The following is a 16558-nucleotide window of genomic DNA, read 5'->3' as shown; positions in this document are numbered from 1 at the left end:
GAGCAATTTTTCCAGACTTGCTTGTTGTTCTGCTAACACTGCCTTAGCCACAGCAATGTCCTGGGTTCGAGTGCCGTTGACCAATTTTTCCAGGTTTGATTCCGCGGCTGCGAGTTGTCCGCGAGTTTGGGTAAGTTGCCCTTGGAGGTTGGAGTCGTCCATGTAGGCGAGAATCTGCCCTTGTTCAACCTTATCTCCTTCCTTGACAAGCAAACTTTTGAGCACTCCTGAAGTTTTCGGGCTGACGTTAACGGAACGTTCGGGCACAATTGTGCCGTTTGCCGAAATTGTAATCGGCAGGTTCACCCTTTCGACAGCAACGGTTTTTTCCCTGCCTCTGGTTTCGCGGCTGGATTTGACTGCGAGTTGGCTGTAAGCTGTGTAGCCTACTCCTGCAAGCAGGGAAGCGGCGAGGAGTCCGCTAAGCCAGGGAGTCAGCTCTTTTTTAATCTGAAAGTGCTTTACTAAGTACATATAAATTAGACATATCGGGCGTCTGTTCAATTTAGACCGATCGGGAACAGAAAAGGTTCAATTGAAGTCAGACTAGGTTTTTTCCCGTGTTTAATGCTTGCGGGCGATCGAGTTTAGATCCCAACATCGATTTCTAGTGCAGCATAAAACCTATTGGGCCAAATGCGTGATAATGAATGAAGATAGTTTAATCTGGCATATCCTAATCCTTCATGCAATTTGAGTGGGACGAAGCGAAAAACCTTGAAAACATCCGTAAACATCAGATTGATTTTGCCGATGTTCCCGCGATGTTTGATGGTGAAATGCTGATTGAGCTCTTCCGATCGTTTTGATTATGGCGAAGATCGCTGGTTGGGAATCGGTTTTCTCGGTTCTGGAATAGCGGTAGTAGTCTGGACAGAACGTCAAAACAATGTAATCCGAATCATTTCAGCGCCCCGAGCCAACCGTCATGAGCAGAAACGATTTGAACAGTACCTCTGGTACTAACTGGGCCGCCTTAGAGTCAAGGTCAGAGGAGAATATCGACTACTCAGATATTCCACCGCTGACCGATGAATTTTTTGAACGATCGACTTTAAGTATTCCAGCGGATCGAGCCCACAACTTAGTTCAGCTCGATCCAGATGTGAAGCAGTGGTTTGAGGCTCAAGGAGAACAGTTTGACACTCCCCGGTCTAAAGACGCGGGATTCTTAAGGACAAACTTTGGGGGATGAATCCCGCCAAAGTTTAATTCTTAAAGGGTTCGTCAGCAGCCCACTACCCACTCGCTTAATAATTAAGTCTGTGGCTACTTTTGATTTCCGAATGATGTTCCCTGCACCGTTAGTATCTGCATTGATCAACAATCCAGTGCTAGCACGGTACAATCCTCTTTTGATTCTTTTGCCCGATGGCTGCCAATTGTCGGGTTTTTCACCGACTTTCACTGGCAGAAAATCTCGGTCTAAAAAACTCGATTTTGATGTGTAAGATTCATCTTGATCTACAAATCGCCATCCCCTTAAGTCGCATTCTTGCTGCAATCTTTCCTTGACTTTAGCGGTAGGAATTTGAACAAAACTCTGATTGGTCTTACCTCCCATATTAACTTCTTGCTTTTGTCCTTTATTCCAGCCAAAAACTATGACGTTAATTTGGTTATTTTTGCAATAATTTACGATAGTTCTGACTGCTTTATTAACCGCATCCCTCATTCTGCGGGCGCGAGTCTCCGATAACTGTTGCAGTCTTTTTGACGAAAAGCCTTGAGGTAATTTATGTCGGGCGTGTTCAGATTGAAGAAAAGCTTTTCGTTTGTTAAACCATTGATTCCAAGACTTCAACTTATGACCATCAATAATGAAAGGGTTGGCATTGCTAGAGACACAGGTTAACCAATTGTTGATGCCATGATCGATTCCCAAAACTCCTGTTATTTCGAGACTGCACAGGCGAGCCTGTTCAGTTAGACTTTCGTGGACATACTCAATCCAGACCTGACCGTTTCTAGGGATCAGCCTAAGTTCTTTGAGCTGGCAATCTTTTAACCTTTCTGGCAATGGAACCCAGAGAGCATCTGTCCCAAAGTGTCCTTTCCCTTTGGTTCCCAGAGGTAGCCTCACTCGATTGCCAACTATTTTTAAGGCTTGCCCTGGATAGGAGACTTGGTACATAGCGCCTTTTGCTCTATATTTAGGCAGCCTCGGTTTTTGATTAATCTCTCCTTTTTTGGCTAACCTTTCCAAGGCCCGAAAAGAGCTAAAAGATTCGGCAACAGATTTAAGGGATTGTTGAGCTACCTGAGAATAGAGTAAACCGTAATTCTCGTTAGTTTTAGTGATTTTGTACAAGTCAAGATATTTGACAGCACTTTTATCCTTAAAGTATCGTTGGCGACTTTCGTAAGTGCCAACATTAAACAGATTGTTCGACCATCTCAGTAGTTGCTCAACAATGGTTTTGTGGAGTCCCTTTAAATGCCAAATATCTTTTTGTACTGCATACATTTGATTTCACCTCCTTTGATTTATTTTACCGCATCTGGCAATCTTGATAGTAGGCAGGATAAATCCTGCAACGCCCTTTCATCCCTGGGCTAAAGCCACAGGGTTTTCAGGGTATTCTTTATAAAACTCAGCACTCAGCATAACCCTACGTTGCAAAGGAATTAGACCGATCGCGAACTGTCTGCTGAAACCTTGTGGCTAAACCTACCTTTATCAGAATCTGAATATATCCTACGTGTTGTAGTGATTTTACCTGCCAGCCATCAACACCTGTTCAGCAGTCAGTTTTAAATCTGGGAAAGTTAGAGAGACGATGGTCTGATTGCCCCGAATCTGCTGAATTTGATATTCCCCATTCACTAAAGTGCAGATAGAGAGGGTGGGTTGTTTGGGCTTCCCAATGTGTTGAGTACCACCTAATCCGGCGTAGTCTGCAATCCAATATTCAGGAATACCTAAAACTGCGTAGTCTTCGACCTTACGGGAATAATCATTTTGCCAGTTGCTACTAACAACTTCTGCCACAAATTTAATCGAACTGCCCAGTGTCAGGATCGACTCCTCAGACCAAAACAATTCTTTGGTAAGTTCATCTCGATCGACAACTGCCACATCAGGTCGAAATGCTGTCATACCAATATTTGAAGGGCGCAATAGTCCCCGCTGAAGGACAAACCAAGGTAAGCCTGTTCCGTCGATCTGGACACAGATTTTTGTGGTAATGAAGGCTGCAACCTCCTCATGAGGGCCTGTTGGTTCCAAGTCGAATACCTCTCCATCGATCAGTTCATAGCGATTATCGCCACCATAACGGGCGATAAACTCGTCAAAGCTGAGTGGCTTATGTTGTATTGGTTGGTCGATCGCAATGGTCATAGCTTAACTTAGCCCAATCAATTCTTTTAATATATCAGACATCTCCTAAGAAGCCTGTTTTGAACAGGCAGGATGCCTGTTCCACAAGAATTATGGGAGATGTCTATCAGATTGAATACGCGATGTGTGACGGATCAAACCGTTACCGATGCCCCATTACCCTATGCCCTATGCCCCATTTTCATCTCTTACGCCGCAACGCGAAACATTCATTTTACATTCCTAGAAATAGCGGAGGAGCGATCGCATCGATCGAACTTTTGAAAAGTTCGATCGCCCATTTCCTACTTAACAAACAGCCGCTACACCCAACTCTGCAATCGCCGCCTCCGGGCCCACCAAAGAAACATACGGTTCGATGAAGTATTTCTTAGCTGCATCCCGCGCTTGTGAAGTTGTTACCGCTGCAATTTCTTCTTGAAATTGCTGGTCAAATTGAATTCCCAACCCCAAAATTTCGTACCAACCTAAAACTTGGGCAATTTGCGAATTAGTTTGTTTTCCTAAAGCATATTGACCGAGCATTTTATTCTTGCAAGCTTGCAATTCCTCCTCGCTTAGTTGGATGCTGGCGAGTCGATCGACTTCTGCGCGCAATCCTTCAAAAGCAGTCGCCGTATTTTCCGGCGCCGTACCCATGTACGCGACAAACTGAGCCGTGTCCAAGCGCGTCGCGTAGAGCGCGGAAACGTCGTAAGCCAAGCCCCGCTTTTCCCGCAATTCCACAAACAACCGGCTCGACAAACCGTTACCCAAATAAGTATTGAGCAACTTAATCGCTGCGTAGTCGGGATTTGTGACAGAGGGTGCGAGGTAGCCCAGCATAATCACTGATTGCTGCGTATCTTGCTGCGTAACGACCTTTTGAGGGGAGGGGGACAGGGGGGGGACGGTTAAAGTTGGCAGGGGTGTTAAAGGCGCTTTCCAGTCGCCAAAAGTTCGATCGATCAGGGCGATCGCATCTTCGGTGGATATTCTGCCGGCTACAGAAATAACTACATTATCGGGACGGAAATAGGTTTTGTGGAACTGTTCGAGCTCGTTTCTGGTGAGCTTTGACATCGTAGCTTCCGTACCCAAGGGAGAGAAAGCATAGGGATGTTCTTTGTACATCGAGTGCCGCAATTGCTCGAAGGCGATCGCAAATGGCTGTTCTTGCTGCGATCGAATTGCCGATATAGCAATGCGGCGTTCGAGTTCGACTTCAGCTTCCGGGAAAGTGGGCGATCGCGTCAATTGCCCCGCCAACTCCAAAATATCCTCAAAATCCGCAGAAACCGTCTTCAAACTCACTAAAAAATAGTCTGTAGTCGAGTCAGCACTCAACCTTGCTCCCACCGATTCTACACGCTCGGCAATTTCCAACGAAGACAGTCGATCGGTTCCCTTAGTCATTACCGCCGACAGCAAGTGACACAATCCTGCTTGTTCCGGCTGCACGTAGCGACTGCCGGCCCGCAGGAATATCCTAGCTGCAATAATATCTGCTGCTGGATTTTCTGCTGCTAAGACAACAATACCGTTGTCTAAAACCGTGCGCTGGATTTCATTTTTCATTGAATTCTTTTTTAACTGTTGACTGTTGGCTGTTCGCTATTGGCTGTTGACTGTTCGCTGTTGATTGTTGACCACAGTAACAGATACATTTAACCCGGTAAATCTAGGAATCCACCTAAATCTACTTGGTATGACAGATGCTTAATATGCTTAAAACGATGATGACTTAATGTAACCATCGCTCTTGCTATTTTAGCTGCAAGTCTTCTCTTACCTTTTTTCAATTAACCGTCAACCGTCAACCGTCAACCGTTATTAGATTGGTTTGAGTACCACGGCTGTATAGCGCCGGGGAGAGAGATATTGTTGAGCTAGGCGCTGGAGGTCTAAGGGCCCAAATGCTTTAATCCTGGTGGGATAGCTGAGCGCTAATTCCGCCGTGGCGATCGTATTGTAATATCCGTAAAGACCGGCTAGCTGTCCCGGCGTTTCGAGCGAGAAAGCAAAATCGTTGCACAGCAAACGCTTACAGCGGAGCAATTCTACCTCGGAAACCGGCTCAGACTGCAATTCCCAAAGTCGATCGCAAATCCGAGATTCCACCTCTTCGACATCTTTCGCTTCCAAGACTGCACTGATAGTAAATAAACTCGATTCCCGTTGCAGCGAGAAAGTGCTCTCGATCGCCTGTACTAATTGTAATTCTTCCCGCAATTCCCTGACTAAACGCGAAGTCCGCCCGTCTGCGAGCAACACCGACAGCAAATCCAAGCCCCAAGCACTTTGTAACTGTTCAACTCCTGGCCCCGTCCAGGCCATCATCAGCCGCGCTTGTTCCAATCGAGGGAGGCTCAATTCCTGACGGCGAATTTCTATCAGTGGCGGTTCCGCCTCTGCGGTTAATTTCGGACAATCCCACCTGTCAGAAAACTGCTCGAATGCTTTCCCCGTAATATCTCGGGCCTGTTGTTCATCAATTCCCCCGACTACCACCACAGTCATATTTTCCGGCTGATAGTGCGCTCGGTGGAAACAGCGCATTTCGTGGGGAGTTCGCGACATCAGCAATTCTTCCGTGCCGAGTACCGATCGCCTGTAGGGATGCCGCTGGTAAACTGTTTCCATCATGGCTTGGAAACCCAGCCAATCGGGACTGTCTTGAGCTTGGCGGATTTCTTCGAGCACCACATCTCGCTCGCGATCGAATTCCCGATCGGGAATCGAAGCCCGCAGCAGCAATTCTGCCAGCGGCTGCGCTGTTTCTGCTAAATAATCGGCCGCAGCGTTGACGAAAAAATGGGCGTAGTCGTGACTTGTAGCTGCGTTGGCGACACCGCCGCGATTTTCGATTACTTGGTCAAATTCTCCAGGGGCGATCGAATCCGTCCCTTTAAATATCATGTGTTCTAGAAAATGAGCCATTCCCGACCAAGAATCCGGCTCCAGCGTAGCGCCAGCCCTCACCCACACGTCTAGCGCGACCACAGGTGTGGCTGAAATCCGCTGATGAATGACCGTTAACCCGTTGTTGAGCTTCCAGACATTGGCTGGGAACTCTAAAGCAGTGAGCAGTTGAGACAAGCTATTTATTCTTAAACTTTAGTTTATTTCGGCTGCAACTATGGTAGCGCTTTACAGCTATGCGATCGGGATTAATTGATACAAAAGTCAGTTGGCAGTTGGCAGTTGGCAGTTGGCAGTTGGCAGTTGGCAGTTGGTAGTTGTCAGTTGGCAGTTGGCAGTTGGTAGTTGTCAGTTGTCAGTTGTCAGTTGTCAGTTGTCAGTTGTCAGTTGGCAGTTGGCAGTTGTTATTAAGGGTAATTTTTGCTTTTTTTTAAAACGACCTTAGCCTTAATTTAGTACCATTTTTTGGTTTAAAAGTCAATAGGTTGCGCGGGATATTAATGAATCAGTCGGGAGAAAGAGGGTGTTATCAGAATATTTCAATAAATTAAAAGATGTAAGAACACTAAAGACCTTGAGAGGAGAAACGACAGATGGTAGCTACCTTAGAAGATACCAAGCGCCAAGCGATCGCCACTAAATTAGCAGACATGAAAGCGCTGCAAAACCTGCTGATCGCCAACGAGCAATTGTTCATCAATTCCTGCAACGACTCCGAACTAGCCCAGCGCTTCCGGGATATGCTCGAGGACGATCGCAAAAACTTAGGCGTATTAGAAACCACGATCGTGCAATACGGCATTCAAGCCGAACCCAAAGAAACCAGCACAAAAATGATCGAAGCAGTTCAGAAACTAATGCAAGGTTCTGAACTCACAATGTTTGAAAAAGTCGCACAGCACGAACTGCTCAAACACCAACAAACAATGGCCGGCTTGTTAGTGCACAAAGCCGCTCAAGTAGTTGGCGCCGACATCGAAGCAGCCATTACCCCCCTCAACACAGTTAACTTTGAAAACCGCGCTCACCAAGAACAACTCAAAGGAGTTCTCGAAATTTTAGGAGTGCGCGAACTGACCGGCAAAGACCCCGACCAAGGCGTTTGGGCCCGGGTGCAAGATGCAATGGCAGCCATGACCGGCATCATCGGCGGTGCTGTCACCCGCACCAAAGATGAGATGAACATCGTCGAAATCATCACAATGGATCACCGCAAAGTCGATACCCTATTTATGGAAATCGAAAAAACCGACGATCCTCTAAAACTGCAAGAATTCTTCGGTCAACTTTACAAAGACCTCATCGTTCACGCAGAAGCAGAAGAACAAATTGTTTATCCAGCAGTCCGCAGCTACTACACTGATACCCAAGAACTGTACGACGAGCAAGCAGAAATGAAGCAAATGCTCGCCCAAATTAAGGCTCTCAACCCCAGTTCTTCTGATTTCAAAGCTCAAATCAAACAGCTCAAAACAGCGGTTCAGGATCACGTCAAGCAAGAAGAAAACGATATGTTCCCTCAAATTCGCCGCAACCTGAGCGAAGCACAAATGGAACAAATGGCTACTCAATTCAAAGCAGCCAAAAGCACGATGCAGCAAGAAATCGCTACCATGAGCTAATTCAGCAGTCAGCTAATTACACTTCTAGCAAAACTAGAGAATAGCTAAACTGCAACCTATCAATCCCGCTATTCACGTAGCGGGATTACTATTTTGTGTTAACTCATACCAATTCTGAAAAGTATTGATAGAGTAGGGACATGGCAATGCCCATTAGTCTCAACTTAAGCTTAAAAATCATGAAAAATCTCGCTTTTAGCCGAGGCCCGATCCCCCCTAACCCCCCTTAAGAAGGGGGGTGGTTTTATTGTGGGGAGAAGAAATCTGAAACGACAGAAAGCACCCCTCAAAGCTCGCGTCTGGGACGCAACTGTTATATTAATAAAGGTACGTAGTTGGGCTTTAGCCCTCTTTCTATATACGTCTCAAGAGGGCTAAAGCCCAACTACGTACCTATTTCTAGGATGACAATTAATCCACCCTGCCGGCGCCCCCCTTAAGAAGGGGGGGACAAGAGTTTTCTCAAAGTCAACCCCTACTCCCCTTAAGAAGGGGGATTTAGGGGGATCGGGCCTAATCGTCAAACAGCAGTATGTGACTACGTTTGACCTTAAGTTGACACGACGAAAGGCATTGCCGTGTCCGGCGCGGGGAGTTTCGTAATAAGAAATGCAAGTCCTGTGTTTCTATCCATTAATCACAGATCCGCCATTGGGATGCAAAATTTGACCGGTCATGTAAGACGAATCTTTTGAAGCTAAAAACACGTAACTGGGGGCAACTTCATCGGGTTGACCGGCGCGTCCCAACGCCGTGTCTGCACCAAATTTTTCCACTTTTTCTTCAGGGAAAGTTGCAGGAATTAGCGGCGTCCAAATCGGGCCGGGGGCGACTCCGTTGACGCGAATTCCTTTCTCAGCTAAACTTTGAGACAAAGAGCGGGTAAAGGCAACAATGGCTCCTTTTGTGGAGGAGTAATCTAGCAATTGTTGATTGCCTTTGTAGGCGGTGACTGAGGTAGTGTTGATAATTGCACTTCCTTCTTTTAGGTGTTTTAGAGCCGCTTTTGTCAGGTAAAACATTGAGAAAATGTTGGTGCGGAAGGTGCGCTCTAATTGTTCGGCGGTGATGTCTTCGATGCTTTCTTGGGGATGCTGTTCGGCGGCGTTGTTGACGAGGATGTCGAGGTGGCCGAATTCTTTAATTGTTTGTTCTACGAGGTTTTGACAGACGCTTTCGTCGCCGATGTCGCCGGAGAGAGAAATGCAGCGCCGGCCTTGTTGTTCGATCGCCTCTTTGGTCTTTTTAGCATCTTCATCTTCGTTAAGATAAGCAATCGCTACGTCTGCGCCTTCTTTCGCAAAGGCGATCGCCACCGCCCGCCCGATACCGCTGTCTCCGCCGGTAATTAAGGCTACTTTGTCCCGCAATTTGTCGCTGCTGCGGTATCCCTCCGCGAAGGATTGGGGTTGTGGAGTCATTTGGGATTCCACACCCGGTTGCTGTTCTTGATGTTGAGCCGGATTGGTCTGTTGTTGAGTTGGCATAACATATTCCTCTAAGTTCTACTTTTATAAATAAAGGTTTTCTTGAGGCGGGGAATCGCTCTTTTTGCCGATCGTGCCCTACTACTAAAGACAGTTTGGGCGATCGACACCAATTGTTATAATTGTCTAAACAGCAAAAAGCACGCCAAAACATGATTTGACGTGCAGTTTAAAAAAAGTTATCTGCTAATTGCTGAGTCTTAAACTAGAGACTCAACTTAACATTAAAGAGGCAGTCTGAGTAGGAGCGCCCAACAGTAACTTGGATTTATCGAGAGTCGTATCTTCTGTCGTTACTGCTGCAATCAGCGAACTCATCGAGTCTTTCAACGCCTCAAAGTCAAAGCTGCTAACAGATGCACTCTCAGGTACGATCAAGCTGTCAACAGGGGTAACAGATTGAGCAACCGACGAGCCGGGGTTATTCAGAGGATCGGTACCAGTTGCCACATCCTGAGATTCACCAGTCACCGGATCGAGGCTGCTTAGTCTTACTATTCCCGATGCGTCTGGGGGCGTCACAGTCGCCGTAGGCGCTGTGTTAGGACCCGGCACGTCAAAGTTAACCGGGTTTGGCCCAGTTGGGATCGGGAACGGGTTCTGAACGCTCGCATCGAAAACTTCCAATACCGAGTAGGTATCGGGCAATAAATTAGTAAACAGAGCAATACCAGCAGCATCAGTTCTCACCAGCGGCTCAGTCGCAGGATCGTAGCGACCGTTGCGGTTCAAATCCAAAGTAAATGGGATATTGGCAAGGGGCTGTTCGTTTCCGTCCCGTATACCGTTGCGGTTATCGTCTTGGAATTTAGGAACCGACAAATCATAGAACCGAGAGTTTCCTACTAAAGCACAAGTAAAGGTTTGATTCGCACCGAGAACAACATCCACCGGTTGAGTCGTTTTGAAGTAGCCAGAAGGTGTTACTTCTCGAATGCTGTAAAAGCCGGGGGTCAAATTGGTGAATGCAAAAATACCAGACTCATTGGTAACAGTAGTGGGTTCATTTGCTTGCAACACACCATCACCATTGGTATCGATCGCAATGGTGACACCAGCAATAGCAGGTTCGTTGCCATCTCGATAACCGTTCAGGTTGTAGTCCTCAAACTTGCATCCAGTGATGTTGCTGTTGGGTGTGTTGGCAAAGGTAACGTTAGCGTCCTGAAGATTGAGGGTAACATCGACGCGATCGGGCGTAGAAGGGGAGAAATTGGGCTGTCCAACTTCCCTGACCACATAGTTGCCAACAGGCAAGTTGGTAAAGGCTCCTCTACCCTGGGCATTTGTCTGGATTTGCTGTTCTCCAGTGCTGAGAGTGCCATCATTGTTGGCATCGAGGAAGACGGTGACACCGCTAATTGGCAATTCACCCTGAGTTGGTTCGTAGCGACCGTTTGCATTCAAATCATTGTATTTGAAGATATTGATGTTCGGTCGAGTGTTGCCCACACCGGCATTATCTCCAACGCCCTGATTAACTCCAACAGGAGAAAAGGTAAGTGATGGGGAGGGGTTAGGCGCTGGCAAAGTGTTTGTTGGCGCTGCAAAAATCGGCCGCTCACCAGTTGCAGCGATCGATCTTTCCCCTGTTTGTTGAAGGCCGTCGCGGTTGTTGTCTACGAATTTAGGGTCGTTTGGTTTCAGTGTATAGGTTGAGTCTGCTACGATCAGCGGTTGCTCTCTGCTGATCGTGGCCTGGAATCGCGCCTGCGGCCCTGGTGCAGAAACCAGAGTGGGATTAGCAGTGGTTGCTACTGGAAAATTTAAATTGCCTGGGACACCGCCACCCACTGCTGCCGGCAGTACAGATGGAAAAATTTCCAACACTTGGTAATTGCCAGCTCGCAAATCTTTGAAGGTAACTACTCCGTCTAGATCGGTGACTGCGAGCGGTTCGGAGCCTGAATCCCAGTCACCGTCACCGTTCACATCTAAAATGAAGGGTACTCGGGCAATGGCGGGTTCGAGCGCTCCACTGACAACATTTCGCGAGCCGTTGCGGTCTATGTCTTGAAATTTATTAACTTCAATTTGATACAGCGGAGTGTCGCCAACTTGAGCGCAGGCAAAGGTTTGACCCGCTGCTACCGTCACGTCCAGTACGGGAACGTTGTCGGGCGGAGTGCTTTGGGGAAAATCTTGTGTTTCTAAAGGTTCTGCGTTCGGAGAGTTATCGTTAACTTCTACTCCGGTCACAGAATCAACTTGTCGTCTGATCCGTTCTTCCCGAATCTTGTAGGTTCCGGGTGCTACGTTGAACGACCATGCACCATTTTTGTCTGTTAAGGTGTTCAGTTCCCCTGCATCGCGTTGACCGTTGCCATTGGCATCAATATATATCCTGACGTTTTTAATGCCCGGTTCATTCCCATCTCGAAAGCCGTCGGCATCTATGTCTAGGTATTTGCATCCTACGATCCGGCTGCCTGGAGTTGCGGTGTTGCCAAATAAAACGTTGACATTTCTGTCTCCAACAACAGTGACAGCGAGGGGATTGGGAGTAGTAGAACTGAAGCCAGCAGGTATGTTTGTTTCGGTGAGTACGTAATTCCCAGGGACAAGATTTATGAATGAGAACGCGCCGTTAGCGTTCGTCGTGGCTTGGGCTTCCCCAGTACCATCAAATACACCGTTGCTGCTGCTTGCTGATTCGAGGAGGATGGTGATAGGTGGTAGTGGGCTCGTCCATGATTCATTTGCCTGTCTGATCCCATCCGCGTTCAAGTCATTGAACTTGATCCCTAGAATTGCCGGGCCAGTATTCCCAACCACAACTGGCTGTAATTGCTGGGCAATCCGCTCTTCGTTAGTTAAATCTGCCATGATTTCTCTCCTTCACACCTAAATCCACGTAAATTACAGACTACTGTATGGGTTGTAAGTTGCTGAGTAGTTTTTACTAATAGCTGACAACCGCCACTCGATTTTACATACGTCTGTGCTTGAGGTAATGTTCCCCATCTAACACAACAATGCCTCAAGCTTTGTCGCTGGCAAGTATATCAGGTTTTGAAGAGCCCTGGCAAATTGAGGGCAACATCTTCAGGATTTGCACGCCTTCTCTGTCCGTACATACTTGCTGTTTCGAGCTTTAAAAAGCCTAAGACTGACTTCTCCCCCCTGATATCAAGTCCGGTGGCATCGTTTTTTTTGTCATGGTTCGCTGTGGTGGGCGATCGCATCGTCTGGGATTGCCAAGGACAGAGAACCAGCATCGATCGAGCTACCGGACTTGATATGACTTGCTTTGCCTGGAAATACGCCGATCGGGTTTGGGGGAATTACCTGATAGTTTCTCACTCACAGAGATGCTACTGCCTCTGAATATTGCACCCAATATACAAGCCAGTTTCGGAGTTGCCGGAACTTAGGCTTGAGTGTTGGAGGTTGCCAACAATAGGGTATCACGCGATCGCCCTTTAACCTGTTCCTGATTTTTAGCGGTTTTGGATTCGGGGCGATCGAGCTTTGTGTCACCCTACATAACCTAGAACTCGGTCAGCACTGTGGGTACTGACCGAGTTCCCGATCGCCCCGTTAATTAATTGATTTTTATTGACAAATTCACCAATTTGTGCTTCTGGGTTCAGACCGACATTGTGTTGCACAAAGTTAGGACTATTGCCTAAATTCGTAACAGGTCGATCGACCAAAAAATTACTAACTCGATAAATATCACGACCCGAACTCAAAAGCAAGCTATCCGCCCCAATATTGCCCGCAGGTTCGCCCGCATAGCTGCTGGCATCCATCCGCGAATCCCCATTCAAGGATTTAGCCGACCTATCCTCAGTATCTCCCGTCAGCAAATCTCCCGTCAGCAAATCGATGCTGCTGGCCCGAATCTCTGCCGAGACAACAACCAGCGCAGGCGGAGTCGTTTGAATAAAACCGGGTGGCGGAACTTCGCGGACAACATAACTACCTACCGGAACGTTACGGAAACTGTAATTGCCTTGAACATCGCTGAAGGTACTAGCTTCGCCCGGATCTAAACTGCTGTTGTTGTTGAGGTCGATGTAAATTTGAGTGTTGGCGATCGGCGGTTCCCCCGGATCTAGGCGGCCGTTAGCGTTAAAATCGTTAAATTTCACACCGCTGATCGTACCCGTTACCAACACGTTGCCAAAGCTGAGATTAGTGGCATTTGTGCCGTTGCCCACGGTGATGGGAGTCGGATTTGGCGTGGTTTGTCGAAAACCGGGCTGCGGGACTTCCCTAACAACATAGCTGCCTTGGGGCAAGTTGATAAAAGAGAAATTACCTTCGGGATTCGTTAAAGTCGAAGGTTCGCCCGGATCTAGGCTGCCGTTGTTGTTGAGGTCAATGTAAATCGGCCAGTTGGCAACTCTCGGTTCCGTCGGTTCGTTGATACCGTTAGCGTTGAGGTCGTTGAACTTGAAGCCGCTGATGCTGCCGGTGGGAAAATTGTTGCCGAAATTGACGCCCACAACGTTGGTATTGCCGGTGATGTCGATCGCCCCTGGATTTGGCGTAGTCTGAACCCAGCCCGGTTGCTGGACTTCCCTCACCAAATACCGGCCCGGGGAAACATTCGCAAAAGTATAATTGCCTTCAGGGTTAGTAATGGTATTCGGTTCGCCCGGGTCTAGATTGTTGTTGCCGTTGAGGTCGATGTAAATTTGCCAGTTCGCCAGAGGCGGGTCTGTCGCGTCTCTGACGCTGTTGGCGTTGAGGTCGTTGTATTTGAGACCGCTGATGCTGCCGACAAAAAAGACATTGCCAAAATTGATGTTGTTAACAGTGGCGTTGGAAGTAACGTTAACCGGGGCGGGGTCTGGCGTGGTTTGGCGAAAGTTGGGTTGCTGGACTTCTCTCACCAAATATGTGTCTGCGGGAATATTGACAAAAGCGTAATTGCCCTGAACGTCGGTCAAAGTAACAGGTTCGTTGCCGTCGAGCCTGTTGTTGCGGTTGAGGTCGAGGTAAATTTGCCAGTTAGCGAGGGGTGGTTCCCCCGGATCTGGGAGGCCGTTGCTGTTGATGTCGTTGAATTTTGTGCCTGCGATCGTCCCTGCGTTAAAGTTGTTGCCAAAATTGATATTGCCAGCGTTTGTCCCGCTGGTAATCGTGATGGGTGCGGGATTTGGGGTAGTTTGGCGAAAGTTGGGCTGCTGGACTTCCCTAACTTGGTAAGTACCCGGCGGCAGGTTGGCGAAGATGTAGTTGCCTTGCGCGTTTGTGAGGGTGGAAGGTTCGTTAAATTCTGGCTGACCGTTGTTGTTGAGGTCGAGGTAGATTTGCCAGTTGGGAATGGGAACTTCTCCGGGATCTGGGAGGCCGTTGGCGTTGAAGTCGTTGTATTTGGTGCCGCTGATGCTGCCTACTTGGAAGTTCCCGATGTTGACGTTGCCGATGTCTATTTGGCTGGCGGTTCTGAATTCGGACATGGTGTTGCTGGGGCCCAATGAACGCGGTTCAATGTTTTCTGTAGGGCAATCTAGCAGTTTTTTTGCCAATTGCAGCTATTTGAGGGGGATAAATTTTTTTAGGAAAGGGAAGGGGAGAGGGGGAGAGGGGGAGAGGGGGAGAGGGGGAGAGTGGGAGAGGGGGAGAGTGGGAGAGGGGGAGAGTGGGAGAGGGGGAGAGGGGGAGAGTGGGAGAGTGGGAGACGGGGAGAGGGGGAGAGTGGGAGAGGGGGAGAGTGGGAGAGGGGGAGAGGGGGAGAGTGGGAGAGTGGGAGAGTGGGAGAGGGGGAGAGGGGGAGAGTGGGAGAGGGGGAGAAAATCTTCACGCTTGACTTGTTGGCTTAACATCCATCCGTTACATCCCGTACATTGCTAGTTGCCTAAATTCCCAATTTTTTCCAGATTTGATGTACGATCGCTACCAGTTTTGCAGAGGTCGAATTCCCAATGTCCCGAAACTTGACAGCAAGCTGGAATGACGCCCGCGAGGTTCCGAGTTTGCTCTTCGGCTGGAGTTTGTGCGGTTTATTGGCAATAGGCTCGATCGCCTCTACTCCTGTTGCAGCACAGCTACCTACCTCCGAACAGAGTAACAGCAACAGCCCGATCGCTCAAACAGGTGCGATCGTCCGCCCCACGCTCAAATTGGGCAGCCGCGGCTCAGAAGTGATCGAACTCCAAGCTGCTCTTAAATTATTGGGCTTTTACGCTGACACTGTAGACGGGATTTTTTCACAAAGCACCGCTAGAGCTGTTTCTCAGTTCCAGGAAGCAGCAGGCCTGGCTCCCGACGCCATAGTGGGTCAAGATACTTGGAATCGGCTGTTTCCTGCGACTCCGAGCGCGATCGAAAACCCGATCGCCAACGATCCTGTAACTGCCGACAACTCAGAGATTAGTCCCCAAACGCAGCCAACCAATTTTCCGGTTTTGAGAAGACGAATGCGGGGGGCGGCAGTCAGAGATTTGCAAGAAAGGCTGCGGGCCAAGGGATTTTTGCGGGTGAGTGCTGACGGCGTGTTCGGCCCGGAAACTCAAGCTGCTGTCAAGGCGGCTCAGCGACAATATCAACTGCCCGCAGACGGCATTGTCGGCCGCGCAACTTGGGAAGCTCTGCTGCGCTGACAGCAAGCCAAAAGTGCTTGGTATGCACGTTGCGCGATCTGGCGATCGTACAAATTGTTAATAATTGCTTTTGGAAGTATTTCATCACGTCAAAAAGTGTCAAGTTTGGTAAACAAAGTGTTTTTATGCGCGCAGTTGGTGTTAACTTAAAAACATGAGGGGCAAAACCAAGAAGCACAAAAAACTTGGATAAAAAATTTGGAATTAGAGTATTTGTCCCGATCGGCTCTAGTTCGCAGGCAACGCCTGAACCGTGTAGCTTATTAGCAAAGAAAGGTTGACATTGCGCTTAGGATTTGTTAGATAGCTTGAGGCTATTGGATTAATCAAAAGTTGCGATCGCACAGTCAAACACAGAAGTCTGAATAGACTCCGCTGATAGCTAGCTCGTCCGCAGAGTAGTTGCCAAAAAGTCCACCTTAGTTGTAGTTTGCTGAAACTCAGCAGAGCTAAAAACCCACTTGAATCAACTTAATTTACAAACTTTTTAGGGTCTGGCATCCGATATGCTAGGCCCTAAAATTTTTGAGAGTTGAGAGTTGAGAGTTGACAGTTGACAAACTAATAGACATCTTGCAAAAGTCCTTTTAATAAAATTTTGGAACGGGCAAGATGCCCGTTCCACAAGAAAAAATGTTTTTTTTGGAA

General features: G+C 48.0%; 14 protein-coding genes. 5 read left to right on the top strand and 9 right to left on the bottom strand.

Translation table 11 applies throughout. The features are described from left to right. Positions 1 to 474 (bottom strand): efflux RND transporter periplasmic adaptor subunit (locus tag QUB70_RS20060; protein ID WP_332982985.1); only part of this gene is annotated, 474 nt, incomplete at its 3' end. A gap of 312 nt (positions 475 to 786) precedes the next feature. On the opposite strand from QUB70_RS20060, the gene QUB70_RS20055 reads away from it, so the two are divergent. Then, on the top strand, positions 787 to 966 hold the full coding sequence (locus tag QUB70_RS20055) for a BrnT family toxin (RefSeq protein WP_332982984.1): 180 nt from the start codon (positions 787 to 789) through the stop codon (positions 964 to 966). After that, on the top strand, positions 929 to 1195 hold the full coding sequence (locus QUB70_RS20050; RefSeq protein WP_332982982.1) for a hypothetical protein: 267 nt from the start codon (positions 929 to 931) through the stop codon (positions 1193 to 1195). The genes QUB70_RS20055 and QUB70_RS20050 overlap by 38 nt, the downstream gene beginning before the upstream one ends. Here QUB70_RS20050 and QUB70_RS20045 read toward each other — a convergent pair. The 4 genes from QUB70_RS20045 to QUB70_RS20030 all read right to left on the bottom strand — a co-directional run bounded on the left by QUB70_RS20045 (position 1172) and on the right by QUB70_RS20030 (position 6421). Beyond that, on the bottom strand, positions 1172 to 2467 hold the full coding sequence (locus QUB70_RS20045) for an RNA-guided endonuclease InsQ/TnpB family protein (protein ID WP_332982981.1): 1296 nt from the start codon (positions 2465 to 2467) through the stop codon (positions 1172 to 1174). The genes QUB70_RS20050 and QUB70_RS20045 overlap by 24 nt on opposite strands. Positions 2468 to 2716: 249 nt before the next feature. Further along, entirely contained in the window at positions 2717 to 3343 is a 627-nt protein-coding gene (locus QUB70_RS20040) for a Uma2 family endonuclease (protein WP_332982980.1), read from the bottom strand. A gap of 288 nt (positions 3344 to 3631) precedes the next feature. Continuing rightward, the gene (locus QUB70_RS20035; RefSeq protein WP_332982979.1) at positions 3632 to 4900 is read right to left on the bottom strand and encodes a M16 family metallopeptidase; all 1269 of its coding nucleotides are present in this window, start codon (positions 4898 to 4900) and stop codon (positions 3632 to 3634) included. A 255-nt stretch (positions 4901 to 5155) separates the two neighbouring features. Continuing rightward, a complete protein-coding gene (locus QUB70_RS20030; RefSeq protein WP_332982978.1) occupies positions 5156 to 6421 on the bottom strand; it encodes a M16 family metallopeptidase in 1266 nt (421 codons plus the stop codon). Between the two features lie 91 nt (positions 6422 to 6512). Here QUB70_RS20030 and QUB70_RS20025 point away from each other — a divergent pair, with 91 nt between their 5' ends. Then, on the top strand, positions 6513 to 6689 hold the full coding sequence (locus QUB70_RS20025) for a hypothetical protein (protein ID WP_332982977.1): 177 nt from the start codon (positions 6513 to 6515) through the stop codon (positions 6687 to 6689). Positions 6690 to 6837: 148 nt separating this feature from the next. Beyond that, a complete protein-coding gene (locus QUB70_RS20020; RefSeq protein WP_332982976.1) occupies positions 6838 to 7866 on the top strand; it encodes a hemerythrin domain-containing protein in 1029 nt (342 codons plus the stop codon). Positions 7867 to 8492: 626 nt separating this feature from the next. Here the strand turns inward: QUB70_RS20020 and QUB70_RS20015 are convergent. The 4 genes from QUB70_RS20015 to QUB70_RS20000 form a co-directional block, all read right to left on the bottom strand. Beyond that, complete coding sequence (locus QUB70_RS20015; RefSeq protein ID WP_332982975.1) at positions 8493 to 9353, bottom strand: SDR family oxidoreductase; 861 nt, start codon at positions 9351 to 9353, stop codon at positions 8493 to 8495. Positions 9354 to 9566: 213 nt separating this feature from the next. Then, positions 9567 to 12179 (bottom strand): MSCRAMM family protein, encoded by a 2613-nt coding sequence (locus tag QUB70_RS20010; RefSeq protein WP_332982974.1) that lies wholly within the window; start codon positions 12177 to 12179, stop codon positions 9567 to 9569. A 330-nt stretch (positions 12180 to 12509) separates the two neighbouring features. After that, entirely contained in the window at positions 12510 to 12656 is a 147-nt protein-coding gene (locus QUB70_RS20005; RefSeq protein WP_332982973.1) for a hypothetical protein, read from the bottom strand. A 173-nt stretch (positions 12657 to 12829) separates the two neighbouring features. Beyond that, the gene (locus tag QUB70_RS20000) at positions 12830 to 14767 is read right to left on the bottom strand and encodes an SdrD B-like domain-containing protein (protein WP_332982972.1); all 1938 of its coding nucleotides are present in this window, start codon (positions 14765 to 14767) and stop codon (positions 12830 to 12832) included. A 465-nt stretch (positions 14768 to 15232) separates the two neighbouring features. Between QUB70_RS20000 and QUB70_RS19995 the strand changes: the two genes are divergently transcribed. After that, positions 15233 to 15910, top strand: a complete 678-nt coding sequence (locus QUB70_RS19995) for a peptidoglycan-binding domain-containing protein (RefSeq protein ID WP_332982971.1) — start codon at positions 15233 to 15235, stop codon at positions 15908 to 15910. Positions 15911 to 16558: the final 648 nt, after the last annotated feature.

It is taken from the genome of Microcoleus sp. A003_D6, assembly GCF_036702825.1.
Lineage (GTDB): Bacteria > Cyanobacteriota > Cyanobacteriia > Cyanobacteriales > Microcoleaceae > Microcoleus.
This window is presented reverse-complemented; position numbering and strand designations above follow the sequence as displayed.

Coding starts and splice junctions, on each gene's coding strand:
- QUB70_RS20050 (WP_332982982.1), top strand. CDS start 929: ATGAGCAGAAACGATTTGAACAGTACCTCTGGTACTAACTGGGCCGCC.
- QUB70_RS20045 (WP_332982981.1), bottom strand. CDS start 2,467: ATGTATGCAGTACAAAAAGATATTTGGCATTTAAAGGGACTCCACAAA.
- QUB70_RS20040 (WP_332982980.1), bottom strand. CDS start 3,343: ATGACCATTGCGATCGACCAACCAATACAACATAAGCCACTCAGCTTT.
- QUB70_RS20035 (WP_332982979.1), bottom strand. CDS start 4,900: ATGAAAAATGAAATCCAGCGCACGGTTTTAGACAACGGTATTGTTGTC.
- QUB70_RS20020 (WP_332982976.1), top strand. CDS start 6,838: ATGGTAGCTACCTTAGAAGATACCAAGCGCCAAGCGATCGCCACTAAA.
- QUB70_RS20015 (WP_332982975.1), bottom strand. CDS start 9,353: ATGCCAACTCAACAACAGACCAATCCGGCTCAACATCAAGAACAGCAA.
- QUB70_RS20010 (WP_332982974.1), bottom strand. CDS start 12,179: ATGGCAGATTTAACTAACGAAGAGCGGATTGCCCAGCAATTACAGCCA.
- QUB70_RS20000 (WP_332982972.1), bottom strand. CDS start 14,767: ATGTCCGAATTCAGAACCGCCAGCCAAATAGACATCGGCAACGTCAAC.
- QUB70_RS19995 (WP_332982971.1), top strand. CDS start 15,233: ATGTCCCGAAACTTGACAGCAAGCTGGAATGACGCCCGCGAGGTTCCG.